A 21,000-nucleotide genomic window follows, 5' to 3' on the forward strand; every position below is an offset into this window, starting at 1 on the left:
GCACGCGGAGGGCACCGGTGAACGCCCTGCGGCTGGTCTTCGGCCTTCTCACGGCGGTCCCCGTCGGGCGACTCCCCCGCGTCGACCGCCGGTCGGCGGGGCGGGCCGTTCTGCTGGCGCCCCTCACCACCGTCCCCCTGCTCCTGGCGGTCGTGGGAGCCCACTTCGCGGTGTCGGCCGGTGCTCCCCCGCTGCTGCTGGGGGGGCTCGTCGTCACGACCGGTGCACTGCTGAGCCGCGGCATGCACCTCGACGGGCTCGCCGACACCGCTGACGGCCTCTCCGCGGGCTACGACGCCGAGTCCTCCCTGCGGGCGATGAAGGCCTCCGACACCGGGCCCTCCGGCGTCGCGGCCGTGGTGCTGGCCCTGCTCCTGCAGGTGGCGTCCCTCGCCACGCTGCTCCCCTCGGCGGCCGGCACAGCGCTCGCGGCCGCGGCGTGGCTGGGTTCACGGCACGCGATCGCCTGGGCCTGCCGGGCCGGGGTACCGGCGGCACAGGAACGCGGGCTCGGGGCCCTCGTGGCGGGCACGGTGAGCCGGGGCTCCCTGGCCCTGGCGACCGCCCTGGTGCTGGCATCCGCCGTTGGCGTCAGCACCCTTGCCGCCCAGCGGGACCGGTCGTTCGTCCTGTGGGGGGTGCCTGCCGTGCTCGCGATCGGCCTCGGGGCGGCCGGCTGGCTCACCCGGCGCTGCCGGGTCAGGCTGGGTGGCGTCACCGGCGACGTGCTGGGGGCCGGTGTGGAGGTCTCGCTCACGGCCGCTCTGGTGACGGCGGCTCTGCTCGTCTCGACCTAGTCAGGCCGGCGGCCCCTGCTCGACCCGTCGTCGCACCTCGGCCAGGCCTTCGGCGCCCGCCGGGACACCCCACCAGCTCTCGACCCACCACGTGCCACCTGCCTGCGCCCAGTCGGAGGGCGTGCCCTCGAGCTGGGCGAACTCGCCGCTGGAGTCGGCTTCCACCACGACGTCGTAGCCCTCCCACGGCAGGCCCTGGCGCTGACGCTCGGCCCGCACCAGACCCACGACGTGGGCGAAGGAGTCGAGGTCGTAGTTCGAGCCCGGTCCGGCCTGGGACCGGTCGACGACATAGGGCAGCAGGCCGTCCCAGCGCGCCGCCCGCTCCAACGAGGGCTGCCGCTCGCGGCCCGGCACGTAGGCGCCCACCACCCACACCGGCGGCCGTGGCTGCTGCACCGGGGGCGGCGGGAGCATGAAGTCGGTGGGTCTGGCGCGGTAGTGCCTGCCCTCGAACGAGAACGGCTGGCCGCGCATCAGCCCGTCGTAGACGGCCAGGCCCTCGTCGAGCTTCTCGGCCCGCACCCGTCGGCCTTCGTCGGCCTCGAACGCGAGCCAGCCCTCGTGCAGCGCGCCCAGCCCGGCGCCGACCACGGCCCGGCCACCGCTGAGCCGGTCGACGGTGCCCACGCGCGAGGCGAGGTCCCACGGTCGCCAGCGCGGCACCGGGGTCAGCAGCGTGCCGAGCCGGATCCGCTCGGTGACCATTGCGGCCGCGCCCAGGGTCACCCAGGCGTCGACGCCGAAGACCGCCTCCCACGTGAAGATCCCGTCCCAGCCGTGCTGCTCCCCCAGGGCCGCCAGCTCGGTGAACTCACGGGTGTCGGCATACGGGACGACGAAACCGAAGCGCATGACTCCACGCTAGGCCTCCCCACCGACACACCGGGGGCGCAGGGCACTGACGTCGGGAACCCGCCCACGCGGCACACGGGCTCGCGCAGGGTCGCTCAGGACTCGCGGACCCCCACCTCGACGAACGGGGGACGTACCACGCGCGCCGGCACGTCGCGGCCGCGCACGTCGACGGCGACCTCGTCGCCCTCGGCCACGGTGGGCGCGAGCAGCGCGAGGGCGATGCCCTGCTTCAACGTCGGCGAGAAGGTGCCCGAGGTGACCTCGCCGATGGTCTCGCCGTCGGCGTTCCTCACGGCGCAGTGCGAGCGTGGGATGCCGCGGCCGGTGGCGAGCAGGCCCCAGGCGACGCGCGACGGGCCGGCCGCCTTCTCGGCCACGAGCGCGTCCTTGCCCCAGAACGTGTCCTTCTTCCAGCCGACGGCCCAGCCGACGCGTGCCTGCACCGGCGTGATGTCGGTGCTGAGCTCGTTGCCGTGCAGCGCGTAGCCCATCTCGGTGCGCAGGGTGTCGCGGGCGCCGAGGCCACAGGGCAGGCCGCCGTGCTCGCGAGCGGCTTCGATGAGGGCGTCCCACAGCTGCGCCGAGACGTCCCAGGCGGGGACGAGCTCGTAGCCCCGCTCGCCGGTGTAGCCGGTGCGGCAGACGATGACCGGCTGCCCCTGCCAAGTGGTCTCGACGAACGACATGTAGTCGTGGCCGGTGGGCAGGCCCAGCGCCTCGAGCACCTCGTCGCTCTTGGTGCCCTGCACCGCGATGACGCCGTGGCGGTCGTGGAGGTCCTCGACCTCGATGCCCTCGGGGGCGGCGGCCTTCAGCATCTCGACGACCTCCGCGGTGTTCGCGGCGTTCGGGATGAGGAAGACGTCGTCGTCGCTGCGCAGGTAGGCGATCAGGTCGTCGACGACACCACCGGAGTCGTTGCAGCACAACGTGTACTGCGCCTTGCCCGGCTCGATGCGGTTGAGGTCGTTGGCCAGGCAGGCGTTGACGAAGTCCTTGGCGCCGGGACCCCTGACGCTGGCCTTGCCGAGGTGCGAGACGTCGAAGACGCCGACGGCCGTGCGCACCGCGTTGTGCTCGGCGACGACGCCGCCACCGGGGTACTCGATGGGCATCTCCCAGCCACCGAAGTCGGCCATCTTGGCGCCGAGCGCCACGTGCTTCTCGTGCAGGGGGGACGTCTTCAGGGCACCGTTGCTCATGGGCCGAACCGTACCGTCACCGAGCCCGGGGTGATGGCCCGTGGCTATCCTGCGGGGGCAGGTGACCCTCCCCGACCCCGAAGGACCGCGCACCCCGTGACCACTGTGAACCTCTCCGACCGCTCCGCCCACGACGTCAAGGCCGACGCGCTCGTCCTCGCCACCGTCTCGTCCGACGGCTCGGCCGCCCTCGCCGAGGGCCACGGGCTGCCTCGCGAGGCCGAGAGCCACCTGACCTCCGCGCTGGGCACGCTTTCGGCGAAGGGCAAGGCCGACGAGGTGCTCAAGCTCGCCGCCGTGCCCGGCGTCAAGGCCCCGCTCGTGGTGCTGACCGGCCTCGGCGACGTCTCCGAGGGCCCCACCGCCGAGGCGCTGCGCCGCGCCGCCGGTGCCGCCACCCGCTCCCTGAGCGGTGCGGGCACCGTCGCCGTCGCGCTTCCCGCCTCGGGGGTCGAGGAGGTCGCCGCGGTGGCCGAGGGCGCCGCCCTCGGCTGCTACCGGTATGCCGGTGTGCGCGGTGAGAAGGCCGGCGCCGCGAAGGCGGGCAGGGGCAAGGAGAAGGACGCCGCCCCGTCGACCGTCACCGTCGTCACCGGCGAGGCCAAGGACAAGGCGGCCAAGGCCACAGCCAAGCGCGCCGGCATCCTCGCCGACGCCACGGCGTACGCCCGCGACCTGGTCAACACCCCGCCGAACCTGCTGTTCCCGCAGTCGTTCGCCGAGTCGGTCAAGGAGCGCGCCGGGGCCTCGTCCGCCAAGGTCAGCGTGAAGGTGCTCGACGAGAAGGCCCTCGCCAAGGGCGGCTTCGGCGGCATCGTCGGCGTCGGCCAGGGCTCGGCGAACCCGCCGCGCATCGTCGAGCTGTCCTGGAAGCCCACCCGCGCCAGGGCGTCGCTGGCCTTCGTCGGCAAGGGCATCACCTTCGACTCCGGCGGCCTGTGCATCAAGCCCCCGGCGAGCATGCTCACCATGAAATCCGACATGGCCGGTGCCGCCGCGGTCGCCGCGACGGTCTTCGCCGCCGCCGAGCTCGGCCTGCCGGTGGCCGTCACCGGGTACCTCTGCCTTGCCGAGAACATGCCGAGCGGCACCGCCCAGCGCCCGGGCGACGTGGTGACCATGCGCAACGGCACGACCGTCGAGCTCATCGACACCGACGCCGAGGGCCGCATGGTGCTCGGCGACGGCCTCTGCCTGGCCAGCGAGGGCAAGCCGGACGCCGTCATCGACATCGCCACCCTGACCGGCGCGCAGATGGTCGCCCTCGGGGCCCGGGTCGCCGGCATCATGGCCAACGACGACGCCTTCCGTGAGACCGTGCGCGACGCCGCCGGCCGCGCGGGTGAGGCTGCCTGGCCGATGCCGCTGCCCGACGACCTGCGCTCGCAGCTCGACTCGACCGTCGCCGACCTCGCCCACAAGGGCGAGCGGTGGGGCGGGATGCTCACCGCGGGCCTGTTCCTCAAGGAGTTCGTCGGTGAGGGCCTGCCCTGGGCGCACGTCGACATCGCGGGCCCGTCCTTCAACGAGGGCGGCGCGTGGGGCCACACACCCAAGGGCGGCACCGGCTACGGCGTCGCGACGCTGCTCTCCGTGGCCGAGGGCTACGCGGGCTGACCGCGTCCCGGCACACACCAGGGGCCCCGTTCCGCTGTGGAACGGGGCCCCTCGGCATACCGGCCTGCGCTGCTGTCAGCCGCCGCTCTTGCGGCGGAACATCTGCTGCGTGGCGCTCGTGGCCGCGCCCTGCTCGTGGTCGACCTTAGAGCCGCCGTGGCTGTCGGTGACGTCCTTGCCGCCGTGCGCGTGCTTGCGGTCGAGGGCCTCGCGGAACTTCTTCTTCAGGTCCTCGCTCGCGGCCGCACGGCCGGAACCCTTCGGCGTGTTCGACATTCGTCACTCCCGTTCGCTCGGTGGTCCTGACAGCCTCGCACCTCGAGCCTGCCAGCGCCCACACCATTTCTTCTCGGTGTGCTGCGTCACGCCTTGCGGCGCTGGCGCGAGTTCCACTCGCGCATGCGGTTGGGGTAGCCCGTCTGGTTCACGTCGTAGACCGGCACGCCGAGCCGCCGGGCGAGCTCGAAGGCGGCTTCACGGCTCCCGGCCGCACGCCTGGTCCACTCCCCGTCGTGAGCGATGAGGATGACGGTCGTCGCCGTGACGTTGGTGGGCGGCTCGATGTAGGCCTCCACCCCGCGCCGGCTGGCGGCGAACTCCGAGAGGTGTCGACGGACGGCCTCCCGGTCGACGGTCATGTCGGGGCCGTCGGAGCGACCCACGGTGCGCCGCCCCCCGCGGCCGCGTCTCCACCACGCCATGGCACCACCTTAGGTGGCCGTCCTGCTGCGACGGTGCGTTTCAGGGGGTGTCGCGGCCACGCCGGCCACCGCTGCCGGCACGCGGTGGCCACGGTGGGACCTGCTTGCGCCTGCGCGAGCAAAGAGTGACAAGATGCACCCAAGTCGGTTTTGCGCCGCGGCATCGACCTGCCGGGTGAGCTGCCGGCAGACCGTTCACGCGACACACGCTAGGAGCGAGACGTATGTCGGCTGATGCCGAGAAGACCTTCGACATCGTGGTTCTCGGAGGCGGCAGCGGCGGCTACGCATGCGCCCTCCGCGGCGCCGAGCTCGGGCTCAGCGTCGCGCTCGTCGAGAAGTCGAAGCTCGGGGGCACCTGCCTGCACCAGGGCTGCATCCCGACCAAGGCGCTGCTGCACGCGGCGGAGGTGGCCGACAGCGCCCGCGAGGGCGAGAAGTTCGGCGTGAAGACGACTTTCGAGTCCATCGACATGAGCGGCGTGAACCGCTACAAGGACGGCGTCGTGAGCCGGCTGCACAAGGGTCTCCAGGGCCTGGTGAAGTCGCGTTCCGTCGAGTACGTCGAGGGCGAGGGGCGTCTCGTCGACCCGAACACCGTGGAGGTCGACGGCCGCCGGCTGACCGGCAGGAACGTCGTGCTGGCCACCGGCTCCTACGCCAAGACCCTGCCCGGCCTGGAGATCTCCGGCCGGGTCATGACCAGCGAGCAGGCCCTCGTGCTCGACTTCGTGCCCCCGCGCGTCGTGGTGCTCGGTGGCGGCGTCATCGGCGTCGAGTTCGCCTCGGTCTTCAAGAGCTTCGGCTCCGAGGTCACCATCGTCGAGGCGCTCCCCCGCCTCGTCGCGGCCGAGGACGAGTCGGTCTCCAAGCAGCTCGAGCGCAGCTTCCGCAAGCGCAAGATCGCCTTGCGCACCGGCGTGAGGTTCGAGGGGGCCACGCAGAGCGGCGACACCGTCACCGTCTCCCTCGAGGGTGGTGAGAGCATCGAGGCCGACCTGCTGCTGGTGGCCGTCGGCCGTGGTCCCGTGACCGAGGGCCTCGGGTACGAGGAGGCGGGCGTGCGCCTCGACCGCGGCTACGTGGTGGCCGACGAGCGCTGCCGCACCGGTGTGCCCGGCGTCTACGCGGTCGGCGACATCGTGCCCGGCCTGCAGCTGGCGCACCGTGGGTTCGCCCAGGGCATCTTCGTGGCCGAGGAGATCGCCGGCCTCGCCCCCGCACGCATCGACGAGCTCGGCATCCCGCGGGTCACCTACTGCGACCCCGAGATCGCCTCGGTCGGCCTCACCGAGGCGCAGGCGCGCGAGAGGTACGGCGAGGTGGACGTCTTCGAGTACAACCTCGGCGGCAACGGCAAGTCCCAGATCCTGCAGACCCAGGGCTTCGTCAAGCTCGTGCGCGAGAAGGACGGCCCGGTGGTGGGCGTGCACATGATCGGCGCCCGCATGGGCGAGCAGGTCGGCGAGGCCCAGCTGATCTACAACTGGGAGGCACTGCCCTCCGACGTCGCCAGCCTGATCCACGCCCACCCGACCCAGAACGAAGCGCTGGGAGAGGCGCACCTGGCCCTGGCCGGCAAGCCCCTCCACGTGCACGCCTGAAGCCAGCGAAGAACAACAAGGAGATAAGAGCCCATGTCTGAACGCGTGACCATGCCGGCCCTGGGTGAGTCGGTCACCGAAGGCACTGTGACGCGCTGGCTGAAGAACGTCGGCGACACCGTGGAGGTCGACGAGCCGCTGCTCGAGGTCTCCACCGACAAGGTCGACACCGAGATCCCCTCCCCTGTTGCCGGTGTGCTGCAGGAGATCCTCGTGAACGAGGACGACACCGTGCCGGTCGGCGCAGACCTCGCGGTGATCGGCGACGGCGCCGCGCCCTCCGGCGACCAGGGTGGTCAGGGCGGCGAGGAGCAGCCGGCTGCCGAGCCGCAGGCGGAGCAGGCACCGTCCCCCGAGGCCCCCTCGACCGAGCAGCCCGAGCAGCCAGCCACCTCCGAGCCCGAGCGCGCGCAGGCCGAGGGTGGCCAGCAGGAGCAGGCACAGCAGCCGTCCGGCGGGACCCAGGGTGGCGGCGAGACCGTGAAGATGCCGGCACTCGGCGAGTCCGTCACCGAGGGCACCGTCACCCGCTGGCTCAAGGCCGAGGGCGACGAGGTCGCCGTCGACGAGCCGCTGCTCGAGGTCTCCACCGACAAGGTCGACACCGAGATCCCCTCGCCGGTCGCGGGCACGCTCACCAAGATCTTGGTCAGCGAGGACGACACCGTGCCGGTGGGTGCCGACCTCGCCATCATCGGCGGGTCCGCCGGTGGCGCCGCGCCGGCTCCGCAGGAGGAGCAGCCGGCTCCGCAGGAGGAGGCCACCGCGCCGCAGGCCCCCCAGCCCGAGCAGCGTGAGAAGCAGGCCGCGCCGGCCCAGGCCCCGCAGGCTCAGGCTGCCCCTGCGCCAACCCAGGCTCCCGCGCCTGCCCAGGCCCCGGCTCAGGCCGAGCGCGGCGGCGAGGACGCCTCCGCCTACGTGACCCCGCTGGTGCGCAAGCTCGCGGCGGAGAACAACGTCGACCTCGCCAGCCTCCAGGGCACCGGCATCGGCGGGCGCATCCGCAAGCAGGACGTCCTCGACGCCGCCAAGGCGGCGCAGCAGGCGGCCGAGCCCGCCGCGGCACCTGCCGCGGCGCCCGCCGCGCAGGCCCCGGCTCCGGCCGCCTCGGTTCCCGCCGCCTCGCCGAAGCGTGGCACCACCGAGAAGATGTCCCGCCTGCGCAAGGTCATCGCCACGCGCATGGTGGAGTCCCTCCAGGTGTCGGCCCAGCTGACGACGGTGGTCGAGGTGGACGTCACCAAGATCGCGCGGCTGCGGGCCCGGGCCAAGTCCGAGTTCGAGCGGCGTGAGGGCACCAAGCTGAGCTTCCTGCCGTTCTTCGCCCTCGCCGCCGTCGAGGCGCTCAAGGCGCACCCGAACGTGAACGCCAGCGTGGAGGGCGACCAGATCACCTACCACGGCCAGGAGAACCTCGGCATGGCGGTCGACACCGAGCGCGGCCTGCTGGTCCCGGTGATCAAGAACGCCGGCGACCTCAACATCGCCGGCCTGGCCCGTGCCATCGCCGACCTCGCCGACCGCACGCGCAACAACAAGATCACGCCGGACGAGCTGGCGGGCGGGACCTTCACGCTCACCAACACCGGCAGCCGCGGAGCGTTGTTCGACACGCCGATCATCAACCAGCCGCAGGTGGGCATCCTCGGGACCGGCGCGGTCGTCAAGCGGCCCGTCGTGGTCACCGACGCCGAGGGGGGCGAGACCATCGCGATCCGCTCGATGATGTACCTCGCGCTGTCCTACGACCACCGGATCGTCGACGGCGCCGACGCTGCCCGGTTCCTCACGACAATGAAGAACCGCCTGGAGGAGGGGGCCTTCGAGGCCTCGCTGGGCCTCTAGGTCAGGAGCAGGTATGCCGCAGCGCGTTGCCATCACCGGGGCCTCCGGACTGATCGGCAGCGCGCTGTCGGCTTTCCTGAGCGAGCGCGGTGACGAGGTCCTGCACATCGTGCGCCGGCCTGCCCGCACGTCCGCCGAGATCACGTGGGACCCCAGCAACCGGCAGCTGGAGGCGGCGGCCCTGGCCAACGTCGACGCCGTCGTGCACCTCGCCGGCGCCAACGTCGGCGAGAGGCGCTGGACGCCGAGCCGCAAGCAGGAGATCTTCGCCTCGCGGGTCGACGGCACGCACACCCTGGCTGCTGCGCTGGCCGAGGCCGACCACCCGATCCGGCTGGTCAGCCAGTCGGCGGTCGGCATCTACGGCAGCGACCGTGGCGACGAGGTCCTCACGGAGAAGTCCGAGAGCGGGCACGGGTTCCTCGCGGAGGTCGTGCGGGCCTGGGAGGCGGCCGCAGAGCCGGCCCGGGCCGCCGGGCTCGCCGTGGCGCACCCCCGCACCGGCATCGTCCTCGCTCCCGGCTCGGGCGCGATGGGGCCGCTGCTGCGGCTGGCCCAGCTCGGGCTCGCCGGGCCGCTGGGCTCCGGCCAGCAGTTCTGGCCGTGGATCACCCTGCGTGACACCGTGCGCGCACTGGCCTTCCTGGTCGACCGCCCGGAGATCACCGGACCGGTCAACGTGGTCGGTCCGGCACCCGCGCGGCAAAAGGACATCGCCGCCGAGCTCGCCCGGCAGCTGCACCGCCCCGCCCTGCTGCCGGCGCCGGGCATGGGGGTGCGGCTCTACCTCGGGGAGTTCGCCAACGACATCCTGGGCAGCCAGCGGGTGGTCCCCGAACGGCTCTGCGAGAGCGGCTTCGCGCACGAGCACGACTCCCTCCCCAAGGCCATCGGGTGGCTGCTGGCCCACCAGTGACCGAGCCGCCCGGAACGAAAGCGGCACCTGCTCCGGACCGCGGCTCAGGCCGGGGCGATGCTCTCGACCAGCCAGCCGCCCGGCGACAACCGCAGGCGCACGAGCAGCTCCCGGCCCGGCTCGGCGGGCCGGGCGGTGCGGGTGCTGCCCGGCCCCGTGACACGGTAGGCCTCGGTGTCGACTCGTGCCCTCAGCGTGGCCCGCTCGCCCTGCGCCGTCGCCAGCCGCGCTGAGCGCACGGTGAAGCGCAGGCCCTCGTAACGCTCCCCCCTGCCCGACATCTCGCGGAGCAGGCGGGCGTCGGCCTGCCAGGCGGGCGAGGCAGGGACGTCGAGCTGCGCGAGCATCGCCGGGTCGCCGGACGTCAGCACCGCAGCCCGCAGGTCGGCCAGGGCCTGCATGAGCTGCGCCGGGCTACGGTCGGGGGCCGCAGGGTCCGACCGTGCTGTCGCACGAGCAGCAGGGGCCGGGCCCCCGTCCCGGCTCGCGGCCCACGCCGTGCCGGCCAGGCCCGCGGTGAGCAGGAGCAGCGCGACGGCTGCGAGCCTGCCGGCGAGGACCGTCCGGGGCCACTGCAGTCGCTGCGACAGCCGAGGTCGCCGCGGCATGCCTCCCGCAGGCTCGGCGGCCGGCGGCTCGTCGCGAGGCGCGCTGCGGAGGCGATGGGTGATCAGGGAGACCTCGTCGTCCCCGGCGACCAGCCTGAGTGGCTCGCACGGCGCGGCGTCGAAGAGCCGCAGAGCCAGCTCGGCGGCACCCGGTCGCTCAGCGGGCAGCGGCGACAGGCACTTCAGGACCACCTCCACCCAGGCCGGTGGCAGGCCGGGAGCCAGCTCCGCCAGCGGGCGGCGCAACCCCAGGGGCGGCGGCGGCTCGCCGGTGACGCACGCCCACGCGAGGGCCCCCACGGCATACACGTCGGACGCCGGGGTGGGCTGCTGACCTGCCTCGACCTCAGGGGCGGTGAAACCCGGTGTGCCGTAGACCTCGGCGGGCGCCTCGACCGCCAGCCGGGAGACCCCGAGGTCGGCCAGCAGGGGGCGCCCGCTCCGCTCGAGCAGGACGTTGCCCGGCGCCAGGTCGGCGTGCACGACACCCGCCGCATGCACGCCCGCCAGCGCCCGGGCCACCGGGGCCACCACCGTCACCGCCTCCCCGGCGCTGAGGTGGCCTCGCGCGCGCAGCACCGCGGCGAGCGAGCCGCCCTCCACGAAGTCGAGGACCAGGGCCACTGCCTGGGGGTGATCGGGCAGCGAGAAGGCGTCATGGACCCGCACCAGCCCCTCGAACGGCAGCCGGCGGAGCAGGGCGGACTCCCGGACGGCCCGGTCCCCGTCGCCCCGGGCCACCACGACCTTCACCGCCACCACGGCGCCGTCGGCGACGCGCGTGGCGCGCCAGACGACACTGCTGCCGCCGGCTGCGACCCGCTCGTGCAGCTCGTAGCCGGGTACCCGGGGGCGGGCCGGCGCAGGCGTCGCGTCCATGGACCCCACCCTGCCCGAGCGGGCGACCGGCCCCGCCGCGCTGTCCACAGGCCCCGGCTCCCGGAAGGCGGACCACGCGGCCTACGCTCTCCCGCATGCCCGCACCCCAGCCGACCATCGTGGCGACGTCCGGAGGCTACCGCTACGGCGAGCGCATCCAGGTCGAGTTCAACGGCCTGCTGCACCACGCGATGGACCTCTCGGGCACCACGCGGCCCCGGCCCCGGCTCATCCACCTCGGGACGGCGTCGGGCGACCAGAGGTACTGGGCCGACCACATGCACGAGGCGGCCCGGCACGCCGGTTGGGACCTGACCAACCTCAACCTGTTCCCGATGCCGAACCTCGACGACATCGAGGGCCACCTGCTCGAGCAGGACGTCGTGTGGGTCAACGGCGGCTCGGTCGCCAACCTGCTGGCGGTCTGGGACGTGCACGACCTGCGGCCGGTGTTCCGGCGGGTCTGGGAGGCGGGCGTCGTGCTCGCCGGCGTGTCGGCCGGCTCGATCTGCTGGTTCCTGGGCGGTACGACCGACTCCTTCGGCCCGGAGCTGCGCGCGGTCACCAACGGTCTCGGCCTGCTGCCCTACGGCAACGGGGTGCACTACGACTCCGAGGAGCGCCGCCGCCCGCTGGTGCACCGCCTGGTCGCTGACGGCACCCTGCCGACGACGCACTGCACCGATGACGGCGTCGGCCTCGTCTACCACGGCACGGAGCTCATCGAAGCCGTCAGCGAGCAGGACGGCAAGGGCGCCTACGTCGTCACCCGGGAGGGAGACGGCGCGCGCGAGGAACGCATCGAGCCCCGCCGCCTCTGAGGAGCCCACGGCCACGCCCGCAATGTGGGCGAACTGCCGTTTTGTGACGCAGATCACACCTGGCACCGAAATGCGCAGGTCACATGCCTTTGGGCGATTCCGCCTGACCGCGCGGACTCACGCAAACATGCTCAAACGCAAGATTGCCCGCGGGGCCGTTACTTTCCCGTGACCCTTGTCTCCTTGTACCTTCGCGCAGGCCCCGGACGCTCCGGACCCCTGGCGACCCCCACCCCGGGGGGCACCCCGCGGCCTGTGACACCCACCCCCTGTTAGGAGCAGCACGCATGCCCTCTGTCCCCCAACGCCACGTCGGCCGTCACCGCGGCAGCAAGAAGAGGACGCTTGGCGTCATGGCCCTGGTGACGGCCCTACTGGGCGGATTCGGACTCGCCTTCGTCTCCTCGGTCGCCTCTGCCCCGCCGTCCCAGGCCAAGGCCAAGATCAAGTGCAAGGAGACCACGGGCACCGACGACGTCGACCCGATCGTGCACCACAACGAGCCCGCCCAGGGCTCCGCCCACATGCACCAGTTCTTCGGCAACAACAGCTTCCTCTCCCTCGCCAACCCCAACACGGCGAACTACGAGGACCTGCGCAACGGCGGGACGAACTGCGAGAACCCAGCCGACACCGCCGGGTACTGGACTCCCGTCCTGAGGTACAAGAGCACCGGCGCCATCGTCCCCACCCGCGCCTTCACCGCGTACTACCGCAGCTGGGACTTCAAGGACTTTGGTGAGGGCGTTCCCCTGCCCGACGACGTCCGCCTGATCGGCACGAAGTTCAACTGGACCTGCGGACAGTTCGAGAACGTCGCCCCGCAGCAGTCCGTCCCCGACTGCTCCATGGCCGACGGACGCCCCGGCTCGACCCTCACCGCCCACATCGACTTCCCGTCGTGCTGGGACGGGGTCAAGCCCTCGCACAGCCCTGACGAGGTCGGCGACACGCGTGACAACAAGCACTTCGCCTACCGGGTCGGCAAGTCCTGCCCCGCCGGCTTCCCGATCAAGACCGTCCAGCTCCGCGAGACGATCCAGTTCCAGTACACCGGCAAGGGCGACGACGTGGAGCTGTCGAGCGACCACGAGAAGGGCACGACCGACGGCCGCACGATGCACGCCGACTTCTGGAACGCCTGGGACCCGAAGGGCTTCGCCTCGATGGTCCGCAACTGCGTGAACCCGGGCGGGAACTTCACCACCGCCGAGTGCGGCTGAGCCGAACGTCCGCCCTGCCCGCGGAGGTGGAGGGATGCAGGGGATCCCACCACCCTGACGGCACCGGCGACTGACGACGGGCCCCGGCAGGGCGAACCTGCCGGGGCCCGTCGCGTTGCCGGTCTAGTCGATCCGCTCGCCAGGGGTGATGACGTCGACGACGCGGCGGCCCTCGGCGCTCACCCGGGCAGCGTCGATCACCGCCGCCGTGTGCACGGCGTCGCGCGGGTCGACAGGCATGTTGCCGACCGGGTCGTCACTGGTGAGCGCCCCCGCCACGGCGCGGTAGAAGTCGGCCTGGTGCGACTGCTGACGCACCACCGGCTCGCGTTCCTCGCCCCGGTAGATCCAACCCGCGTAGCCGTCGTCGTCGCGCAGCTCAGAGAAGATGTTCGGCTCGGACTCGAACTGGTTGAGCAGGAACGCACCCCGGCTGCCGAGCACGCGCACCCGGGGACCGGGCGCCCCTGCGACCGACGTGGCGCTCAGGTGCGTGAAGACCCCGGAGGTGTGCCGGCACGCCAGGAAGGCGTCGTCCTCGGCGTTGGTGGTGCGCGCGTGCACCTCGGCGTAGACCGTCTCGACCTCGCCGAACAGCTGCACTGCGGCGTCGACGAGGTGCGAGTGCAGGTCGAGCAGGATCCCGCCGCCGTGCTCCGGCTCCGCCTGCTCGCGCCACCGCTGCTTGGGCACGGGTCGCCACCGCTCCCAACGGAGCTCGGCGCGGTAGACCTCACCGATCGCACCGGAGCGCACCACCTCGGCCAGGGTGGCGTGCTCGGCGTCGTAGCGCCGGTTCTGGAAGACCGTCAACGGCACCCCTGCCTTCTGGGCCGCGTCGAGCACCTCGAGGGCCGCGTCGGAGCCGACGGCCAGTGGCTTGTCGACCACCACGGGGAGCCCCGCCTCGAGCACGGTGAGGGCATGTGCGGCGTGGTCGCCGCTGGGAGTGGCCAGGACCACGAGGTCGAGGCCCTCGACCGCCAGCAGGGCCTCGAGGTCGGGGACCACCTTGGCCCCCGGGTGGTCCTGCGCGACGGCGGCCTGCCGCTCGGGGTTGGCCGTCGAGACCGCCGCGACCTCCAGCCCCGCCTGCGCCAGGAGCGGCGCGTGGATGTCCCGCCCCGCCATGCCGTAGCCGGCCAGTCCCACTCGCAACGTCATGCAGTGACCCTAGTGCCCGCCTCGACCTCGTCCCGTGGGGCGCGCTGGCGGTCCTCACGGGCGAGACGGCTCGGCCACCAGATGCGCGCACCGATGTCGTAGGCCAGGGCAGGCACCAGCAGGGAGCGCACCACGAGGGTGTCGAGCAGCACGCCAAAGGCGACGATGAACGCGATCTGGGCGAGGAAGAGCAGCGGCAGGATGGCCAGTGCGGAGAAGGTCGCCGCCAGGACGATGCCGGCGCTGGTGATGACGCCGCCGGTGACCGCCAGCCCGACGAGGATCCCCCGCCGGGTGCCGACCTTGGTCGCCTCCTCGCGCACGCGCGTCATGAGGAAGATGGAGTAGTCGATGCCCAGCGCCACGAGGAAGACGAAGCCGTAGAGCGGCGTCGAGGGATCTGCACCGGGGAAGTCGAGCACGTGGTTGAACACCACCGCCGCGACGCCCATGGTCGCGGCGAAGGAGATGACGTTCGCGACCACCAGCAGCAGGGGTGCGCCGAGGGACCTCAGCAGCACGGTCAGCACGAGGAAGACCACGAGCAGGATCGCGGGGATGATGACGCGCAGGTCGCGGTCGCTGGCGTCGCGGACGTCGACGTTCATGGCCGTCTGGCCCCCCACGAGCACGTCTGTGCCCACGACGTCGAGGTCTGCCCGCAGGCGTCTCACCACGTCGTCCGCCTCGGGGCTGTCGGCGGCGGCGGTGAGGGTCGCCTGCACGAGGACGTTGCCGTCGACGACCTTGGGCGGCGCGCCCGGCGCGAGCCCGGCATACGGCTCGTTGACGCCCTCCTCCCCGGACAGGACCTCGATGACCTCCTGGGCCTTCGCCTCGGGGGCAATGACCTGGACGGGGCTGCCCGAGCCGGCAGGGAAGTGCTCGGCGAGCACCTCCTGCCCGGTCACCGACTCGACCTCGGTGAGGAAGGTCTCGGCCTGGGTGATGCCCTCGGCCTTGAAGGTGGGCACGAAGGCTGCGGCGGCCAGCAGGGCCGCCAGCGTGACCGCCCAGGTGCGGCGGGGATGGGTGCCCACCAGGGACGCGACCCGCCCCCACAGGCCCCTCGTGCCGATCTTGTCCTGCGAGTGGACGTGGTCGACGCGCGGGACGGCCGGCCAGAAGATGCGCCGGCCGAAGAGCAGCAGCACGGCGGGCAGGAAGGTCAGCGCCGCGACGAGGGCGCCGACGATGCCCAGCGCGCCGACCGGCCCGAGACCGGAGGTGCTGGCGAGGTCTGAGAGCAGCAGGCAGAGCAGGCCGAGCACCACGGTCGCGGCGCTGGCGGCGATGGGCTCCACGGAGCCTCGCCAGGCCCGCTTCATGGCCTCCCAGGTGCTCTCGCGGTCGTGCAGCTCCTCCTTGTAGCGGGAGACGAGCAGCAGCGCGTAGTCGGTGGCAGCGCCCACGACGAGGATGAACAGGATGCCCTGCGACTGGCCGGACAGGCCGATGACCTCGTTGTCGGCCAGGGGGTAGACCACCAGCACCGCGAGCGCGAGGCCGAAGACGGCGGTGACGAGCACCGCGAAGGGCAGGATCGGGCTGCGGTAGACGACCAGCAGGATCACGAAGACCACGCCGAGCGCGACCAGCAGGAGGATGCCGTCGATGCCGCCGAAGGCGTTGACGAGGTCGGCCGTGATGCCGCCGGGGCCGGTGACGTAGGCAGTGAGACCCGCAGGGGCCAAGGTGCCCTCGGCCTTCTTCCGGAGCTCCTCGGTGGCGGCGAAGAGGGCGTTGGTCTCCCCCACCGGCTCGGTGGCCCTCGTCTCGTCGACCGGCACGACGAGCAGCAGGGCCTCGCCGTCCTGGCTCGGGACGACGGCCCTCGGGGTCTCGGTGAGGTAGTCGCCGAGGGACGTGCCCTCACCCAGCTCGGGGAGCGCCAGCGCCGGCAGGGCCGCCACGTACTCGGCCGCGGCCTGCTGCTGCTCGGGCGTGACCTTCCCGTCGGCCTCCATGACGATGACGAAGGGCAGGGCTCGCGTCTCGCTGAACCGCGCCACCGCGCTCATGACCTCGGTCGACTCGGCGCTCTCGGGCAGGAACGAGGCGTTGTCGTTCTTCTGCACCTCGGAGAGCTGTCCCACGAGGGGACCCCCGACTCCACCGATCCCGAACCACACCAGCACCATGGCCAGTGCACCGAGGCGGACCACCCACGCAGGTTTCATCAGGCTCCCCAGCTCTGCCGACGCCACGGCCAGCCGGCTGCAGCCGTGTGCGAACCACCCTAGTGGGGCGGCTTCGAACGGCATTCGGCGGCCGACGGCCGGCGGATTGGCGGGGCGTAGGCTGACGCCATGCGTTTCGAGCACCTCGGCTTCGCCCCCGACTTCGTGGACTACCTGTCGGCCTGGGAGCGCCAGCGCGGTGTCCACGCCGACGTCGTGGCGGGCGCCGAGGACACCGTGCTGCTGCTCGAGCACGCGCCGGTCTACACCGCCGGCAAGCGCACCGAGCCCCACCAGCGCCCCTTCGACGGCACCCCCGTCGTGGACGTCGACCGCGGGGGCCTCATCACGTGGCACGGCCCGGGCCAGCTCGTCGGCTACCCCATCGTGCGGCTGCACGGGGTGCCGATCGACGTGGTCGCCCACGTCCGGCGCCTGGAGGAGGTCATGATCCGGGTCTGTCGCGAGTTCGGGGTCGAGACCGAGCGCGTCGAGGGCCGTTCGGGCGTGTGGGTGCTCGCCGACGACCGCGGGCCCGACCGCAAGCTCGGCGCCATCGGCGTGCGCGTCAGCCGGCAGGTGACGATGCACGGGTTCGCCCTCAACTGCGACGCCGACCTCTCGTGGGCCGACAACATCATCGCGTGCGGCATCGACGACGCCGGCGTCAGCTCGATCAGCCGGGAGGCCGGACGCACCGTCAGCGTGCAGGACGTCCTCCCCTACGCCGAGAAGCACCTCGCAGAGGTGCTCGACCCCTCCTGAGCCCAGCCCCCGTGGCTCGGGAAGACACCGTGGCCCGTGCCGGTTGAACCCCTCATGCGCTTCCGGGTCCTCCAGCTGGTGCTGTCGTGTGTCGTCCTCGGCGCCGGAGTGGCCCTGCTGCTCGACGCCGCGCTCGGTTCCGACGGCTACTCCTCCCTCGTCTCCGGGCTGTCCCTGGCCACCGGGGTCTCCTTCGCGCTGGTCAACATCGCGATCGGCGTCGCCCTCATCGCCCTGGCCTGGAGCCGCGGCACCCGCCCGGGTCTCGGCACGCTGGTCCAGCCGGTCGTCGTGGGCGTCGCCGTGGGCCTGATGCTCCCGGTGCTGCCCTCCCCCGAGGGCCTGGCCCTGCGCTTCGCCGAGCTCGCGGCCGCGTTCATCCTGCTGACGCTCGGCGTCGCCGGCTACCTGGCGACGCGCACCGGGGCGGGGCCGGCTGAGGCCGCAGCGCTGGCCTTCGACCCGCCCCTGGCCTTCCGCTGGAGCTACACCGTGCTCCAGGCCGGCGGAGCGCTGGGCGGCTGGGCGCTGGGCGCGGCAGTGGGACCGGGGACGGTCATCACCGCGTTGCTCGTCGGGCCGGCCGTCGACCTGACCACCCGCACGGTCTTTCGCGGGTGGGGTGCCCGGGCGAGGCCCTCCTCGTGGCCTACTGGCCCGGCTGACCTCTCTGCGGCAGGAGGTCGTCGTTCCCGGTGAGCGCGGCGGCCACGCGCAGGTAGACGAGGGCCTCGTCGTGACGGCTCTGCCGCTGCAGCGACCGGCCCAGGATGATGTGCGCGTACGCGTCGACGGGTGAGCGCTCGATGAGCAGCCGGGCCTGCTCCTCGGCGCTGCGGAGCATCGCGGCGTGGAAGTACGAGCGCGCGAGCAGTGTGCGCACCTCGGCGTTGCCCGGCACCTCCTCGATGATGCCCTCGAGGATCGCCACGGCCTGGCGGTAGTTGCGCTGCTCGAAGTTGAGCTCGGCCATGCCGAACTGCAGTCGCAGCGAGTCGGTCATGCCGTCAGAACACCACAGGCCCCGCCGGTGTTCCACCCGTATGCCGGCGGCGGAGACCGCGGGAATGCGACGGTTCCCGCAGGCGTACTCTTGAAGGACGCCCGGTGACCTCCGGGCACAGCCGTGCCCGACGGCATACCCGCTGTCGGGGCACCACCGAGGAGAAGGCAAGGGAGTCTTCGTGACTGTCGCACCCGAGGGCCGTCGGCTGCTGCGCGTCGAGGCGCGCAACGCCGAGACGCCGATCGAGAAGAAGCCGTCGTGGATCCGGACCACCGCCAAGATGGGCCCGGAGTACACGGCGCTGCACTCGATGGTCAAGCGCGAGGGCCTGCACACGGTGTGCCAGGAGGCCGGCTGCCCCAACATCTTCGAGTGCTGGGAGGACCGGGAGGCGACCTTCCTCATCGGCGGTGACATCTGCACCCGCCGCTGCGACTTCTGCGACATCGCCACCGGCCGGCCGCTCCCCCTCGACCGCGACGAGCCCCGCCGCGTCGCCGAGTCGATCGCACAGATGGACCTGCGCTACGCCACCGTCACCGGCGTCGCCCGCGACGACCAGCCCGACGGCGCCGCCTGGCTCTACGCCGAGACGATCCGCGAGATCCACCGGCAGAACCCGACGACCGGGGTCGAGATCCTCCCGCCCGACTTCGGCGCCAAGCCCGAGCTCGTCGGCCAGGTCTTCGACGCCCGTCCCGAGGTGTTCGCCCACAACCTCGAGACCGTGCCGCGCATCTTCAAGAAGATCCGTCCCGCCTTCACCTACGACAAGTCCCTGAAGGTGCTGAGCATGGCCCGTGAGGCCGAGCTGGTCACCAAGTCCAACCTCATCCTCGGCATGGGCGAGGAGGAGCACGAGATCGAGCAGGCCATGCGCGACCTGCACGACGCCGGCTGCGACATCCTCACCATCACCCAGTACCTGCGCCCCTCGAAGCTGCACCACCCGATCGACCGGTGGGTCAAGCCCGAGGAGTTCGTGCACTGGAGCGACCTCGCCGAGGAGATCGGCTTCAAGGGCGTCATGGCCGGACCGCTGGTGCGCTCGTCCTACCGCGCGGGCCGTCTCTACGCCCAGGCCATGACCCGGTGGGGCAGGCCCATCCCGGAGCACCTCCAGCACCTCGCGACCAAGGCCGACGGCCCGGCCCGCCAGGAGGCGGCCTCGTTGGTGGCGCGCGGCTGACGACCCGTATCCTGACCCTCATGGCCCGCAAGGAGAAGCAGCAGTCGACCGCGCCCAAGAAGCAGGGGCGCGCCGGACAGATCCGCCAGGTGTTCATGGCGGCCCGCCGGGTCGACCGGCTGATCGGCTGGTGGATGCTGCTCGCGTTCGTCGCCACCCTCGCGGTGGTCGTCGGCATCGGCGTCCTGGTGGGCCACTGGGTCTACGCGCTGATCCTCGGCCTGCCGCTGGCGGTGCTCGCGGCGACCATCACCATGAGCCGCCGCGCCGAGCGGGCCGCCTACAGCGCCATCGAGGGGCAGCCGGGTGCCGCCGGCGCCGCCCTCGGCGCGCTGCGCCGCGGCTGGTTCTTCGAACAGCAGCCGGTGGCCCTCGACGGCGCCCGCGGCACCCGGCCCGAGGACATGACCGGCGCGGCCTTCGTCTTCCGCGCCGTCGGCCGCCCGGGCATCGTGCTGGTCGGCGAGGGTCCGCAGGGCCGCGTCACCCGCCTGCTCGAGGCCGAGCGCAAGAAGACCGCCCGCGTGGCCCCCGGCGTGCCCGTCCACCTGCTGACCGTCGGAGACGGCGAGGGCCAGGTGCCGGTGCGCAAGCTGTCGGGCAAGGTCCAGCGCATGAAGCCGGTGCTCACCAAGCAGGAGGTCTCGGTCGTCAACAAGCGGCTGAAGTCCCTCGGCGGCGTCCGGCTCCCGGTGCCCGCCGGCATGGACCCGATGCGTGCCCGCGTCGACCGCAAGGCGATGCGCGGCCGCTGAGGCCGCTTCTCTAGCTGAGCTCGGCGAGCACCGCGTCGGCGAACCGGCCAAGCGCCCGGTCGTCGCGGCGGAGGAACAGGTCGGGCTCGATGACCTCGAGCTCCATGAGCGTCGGAACGCCGTCGACGTCGATGAGGTCGACGCGGGCGTACGTGAGGGGTCCCGGCGCGCACCCCATGGCACGGCGGGCGGTCTCGAGCTCGGCCGCGCTCGGCGCGTGCGGGTGCTCGGTGCCGCCGTGGTGGGCCTGCACCCGGTAGTCGCCCTCGGCCGGCACCTTGCGCACGGCGTGGGAGAACGCGCCGCCGAAGAAGAGCAGCGACGTCTCGCCGACCTCGATCTGCGGCGCGTAGGGCTGCACGACGACGTCACCCCCGGCGACGAGGCGCTCGACGTGAGCGGCGGCCCCCGGCGAGCACGGGTCGGCCCGCAGCGCCTGCCGCGCACCACCGTCGACGGCGGGCTTGACGACCACGTCGGCCCAGCCGCAGTCGGCGAGCCGCTCGGCCGCGTCGGTGGTGCCGCCGGCCAGCAGGATCGTGGGCAGCACCGGCACGCCCCGCTCCCCCATCTCGGCCAGGTAGCCCTTGTGCGAGTTCCACCGGATCACGCTGGCGGGGTTGACGATTCGTGTCGCGGCGGCGACCTCATCGACCCAGCGCAGGAACCGGTCGAGGTGGTCGAAGTAGTCCCAGGGCGAGCGGACGACCACGAGGGCGTAGCCGGTCCAGTCGACCGTCGCGTCCCACGCGTGGAGGTCGGCGCGAGCCCCCGCCTCGCGCAGGGCCTCGACGACCAGCGGGGCCTCCGGGTCGTGCTCGGCGTATGCGAGCGAGTTCACGACGGCGATCCTCGGCGCTTGTTGCGACA

Annotated in this window: 20 protein-coding genes; 11 read left to right on the forward strand and 9 right to left on the reverse strand. The window is 72.6% G+C overall.

Annotation, left to right across the window (positions count from 1 at the left end):
• Window positions 1-17: 17 nt before the first annotated feature.
• Window positions 18-797: an adenosylcobinamide-GDP ribazoletransferase gene (locus P2F65_RS01685; RefSeq protein ID WP_275803517.1), complete on the forward strand. Its 780-nt coding sequence runs from the start codon at window positions 18-20 to the stop codon at window positions 795-797.
• Here the strand turns inward: P2F65_RS01685 and P2F65_RS01690 are convergent, their stop codons facing one another.
• Together P2F65_RS01690 and gcvT are read right to left on the reverse strand one after the other, a co-directional pair.
• A complete protein-coding gene (locus tag P2F65_RS01690) occupies window positions 798-1,652 on the reverse strand; it encodes an LLM class flavin-dependent oxidoreductase (protein WP_275803519.1) in 855 nt (284 codons plus the stop codon).
• A 95-nt stretch (window positions 1,653-1,747) separates the two neighbouring features.
• Window positions 1,748-2,857: a glycine cleavage system aminomethyltransferase GcvT gene (gene gcvT, locus P2F65_RS01695; RefSeq protein ID WP_275803521.1), complete on the reverse strand. Its 1,110-nt coding sequence runs from the start codon at window positions 2,855-2,857 to the stop codon at window positions 1,748-1,750.
• A gap of 96 nt (window positions 2,858-2,953) precedes the next feature.
• On the opposite strand from gcvT, the gene P2F65_RS01700 reads away from it, so the two are divergent.
• The gene (locus P2F65_RS01700; protein WP_275803523.1) at window positions 2,954-4,474 is read left to right on the forward strand and encodes a leucyl aminopeptidase; all 1,521 of its coding nucleotides are present in this window, start codon (window positions 2,954-2,956) and stop codon (window positions 4,472-4,474) included.
• 75 nt (window positions 4,475-4,549) lie between these two features.
• Here P2F65_RS01700 and P2F65_RS01705 read toward each other — a convergent pair whose 3' ends face one another.
• A complete protein-coding gene (locus tag P2F65_RS01705) occupies window positions 4,550-4,750 on the reverse strand; it encodes a DUF5302 domain-containing protein (RefSeq protein ID WP_275803526.1) in 201 nt (66 codons plus the stop codon).
• An 86-nt stretch (window positions 4,751-4,836) separates the two neighbouring features.
• Window positions 4,837-5,175 (reverse strand): hypothetical protein, encoded by a 339-nt coding sequence (locus P2F65_RS01710; protein ID WP_275803528.1) that lies wholly within the window; start codon window positions 5,173-5,175, stop codon window positions 4,837-4,839.
• A 224-nt stretch (window positions 5,176-5,399) separates the two neighbouring features.
• Between P2F65_RS01710 and lpdA the strand changes: the two genes are divergently transcribed.
• From lpdA to P2F65_RS01725, 3 genes are read left to right on the forward strand one after another with little or no spacing between them, the layout of a single operon-like run.
• Window positions 5,400-6,779, forward strand: a complete 1,380-nt coding sequence (gene lpdA, locus P2F65_RS01715) for a dihydrolipoyl dehydrogenase (protein ID WP_275803530.1) — start codon at window positions 5,400-5,402, stop codon at window positions 6,777-6,779.
• A gap of 33 nt (window positions 6,780-6,812) precedes the next feature.
• Window positions 6,813-8,624: a 2-oxoglutarate dehydrogenase, E2 component, dihydrolipoamide succinyltransferase gene (sucB, locus tag P2F65_RS01720; protein ID WP_275803532.1), complete on the forward strand. Its 1,812-nt coding sequence runs from the start codon at window positions 6,813-6,815 to the stop codon at window positions 8,622-8,624.
• Between the two features lie 13 nt (window positions 8,625-8,637).
• Window positions 8,638-9,540 carry a TIGR01777 family oxidoreductase gene (locus P2F65_RS01725; RefSeq protein WP_275803534.1) on the forward strand — a complete coding sequence of 301 codons (903 nt, stop codon included), beginning with the start codon at window positions 8,638-8,640 and terminating at the stop codon, window positions 9,538-9,540.
• Between the two features lie 44 nt (window positions 9,541-9,584).
• Here the strand turns inward: P2F65_RS01725 and P2F65_RS01730 are convergent, their stop codons facing one another.
• Window positions 9,585-11,027, reverse strand: a complete 1,443-nt coding sequence (locus P2F65_RS01730) for a serine/threonine-protein kinase (protein WP_275803536.1) — start codon at window positions 11,025-11,027, stop codon at window positions 9,585-9,587.
• 95 nt (window positions 11,028-11,122) lie between these two features.
• On the opposite strand from P2F65_RS01730, the gene P2F65_RS01735 reads away from it, so the two are divergent.
• Complete coding sequence (locus P2F65_RS01735) at window positions 11,123-11,848, forward strand: peptidase E (RefSeq protein ID WP_275803538.1); 726 nt, start codon at window positions 11,123-11,125, stop codon at window positions 11,846-11,848.
• Window positions 11,849-12,135: 287 nt separating this feature from the next.
• Window positions 12,136-13,071: a DUF1996 domain-containing protein gene (locus P2F65_RS01740; RefSeq protein ID WP_275803540.1), complete on the forward strand. Its 936-nt coding sequence runs from the start codon at window positions 12,136-12,138 to the stop codon at window positions 13,069-13,071.
• 123 nt (window positions 13,072-13,194) lie between these two features.
• Here the strand turns inward: P2F65_RS01740 and P2F65_RS01745 are convergent, their stop codons facing one another.
• Window positions 13,195-14,235, reverse strand: a complete 1,041-nt coding sequence (locus P2F65_RS01745; RefSeq protein WP_275803542.1) for a Gfo/Idh/MocA family oxidoreductase — start codon at window positions 14,233-14,235, stop codon at window positions 13,195-13,197.
• Window positions 14,232-16,415 carry an MMPL family transporter gene (locus P2F65_RS01750; protein ID WP_275803544.1) on the reverse strand — a complete coding sequence of 728 codons (2,184 nt, stop codon included), beginning with the start codon at window positions 16,413-16,415 and terminating at the stop codon, window positions 14,232-14,234. Before P2F65_RS01750 ends, P2F65_RS01745 begins: the two co-directional genes overlap by 4 nt.
• 129 nt (window positions 16,416-16,544) lie before the next feature.
• On the opposite strand from P2F65_RS01750, the gene lipB reads away from it, so the two are divergent.
• Window positions 16,545-17,180 (forward strand): lipoyl(octanoyl) transferase LipB, encoded by a 636-nt coding sequence (gene lipB, locus P2F65_RS01755; protein WP_275803546.1) that lies wholly within the window; start codon window positions 16,545-16,547, stop codon window positions 17,178-17,180.
• A 36-nt stretch (window positions 17,181-17,216) separates the two neighbouring features.
• Window positions 17,217-17,879 carry a hypothetical protein gene (locus P2F65_RS01760; protein WP_275803548.1) on the forward strand — a complete coding sequence of 221 codons (663 nt, stop codon included), beginning with the start codon at window positions 17,217-17,219 and terminating at the stop codon, window positions 17,877-17,879.
• Here P2F65_RS01760 and P2F65_RS01765 read toward each other — a convergent pair.
• Window positions 17,830-18,183 carry a tetratricopeptide repeat protein gene (locus tag P2F65_RS01765; protein WP_275803550.1) on the reverse strand — a complete coding sequence of 118 codons (354 nt, stop codon included), beginning with the start codon at window positions 18,181-18,183 and terminating at the stop codon, window positions 17,830-17,832. The genes P2F65_RS01760 and P2F65_RS01765 overlap by 50 nt on opposite strands.
• A 181-nt stretch (window positions 18,184-18,364) precedes the next feature.
• Between P2F65_RS01765 and lipA the strand changes: the two genes are divergently transcribed.
• Window positions 18,365-19,375: a lipoyl synthase gene (gene lipA / locus P2F65_RS01770; RefSeq protein ID WP_275803552.1), complete on the forward strand. Its 1,011-nt coding sequence runs from the start codon at window positions 18,365-18,367 to the stop codon at window positions 19,373-19,375.
• 20 nt (window positions 19,376-19,395) lie between these two features.
• Window positions 19,396-20,130 carry a DUF4191 domain-containing protein gene (locus P2F65_RS01775; protein ID WP_275803554.1) on the forward strand — a complete coding sequence of 245 codons (735 nt, stop codon included), beginning with the start codon at window positions 19,396-19,398 and terminating at the stop codon, window positions 20,128-20,130.
• 10 nt (window positions 20,131-20,140) lie between these two features.
• Here P2F65_RS01775 and P2F65_RS01780 read toward each other — a convergent pair whose 3' ends face one another.
• A complete protein-coding gene (locus tag P2F65_RS01780) occupies window positions 20,141-20,971 on the reverse strand; it encodes a hypothetical protein (RefSeq protein WP_275803555.1) in 831 nt (276 codons plus the stop codon).
• Window positions 20,972-21,000 lie beyond the last annotated feature (29 nt).

It is taken from the genome of Knoellia sp. p5-6-4 (assembly GCF_029222705.1).
In the GTDB taxonomy this organism is placed as follows: Bacteria; Actinomycetota; Actinomycetes; order Actinomycetales; family Dermatophilaceae; genus Pedococcus_A.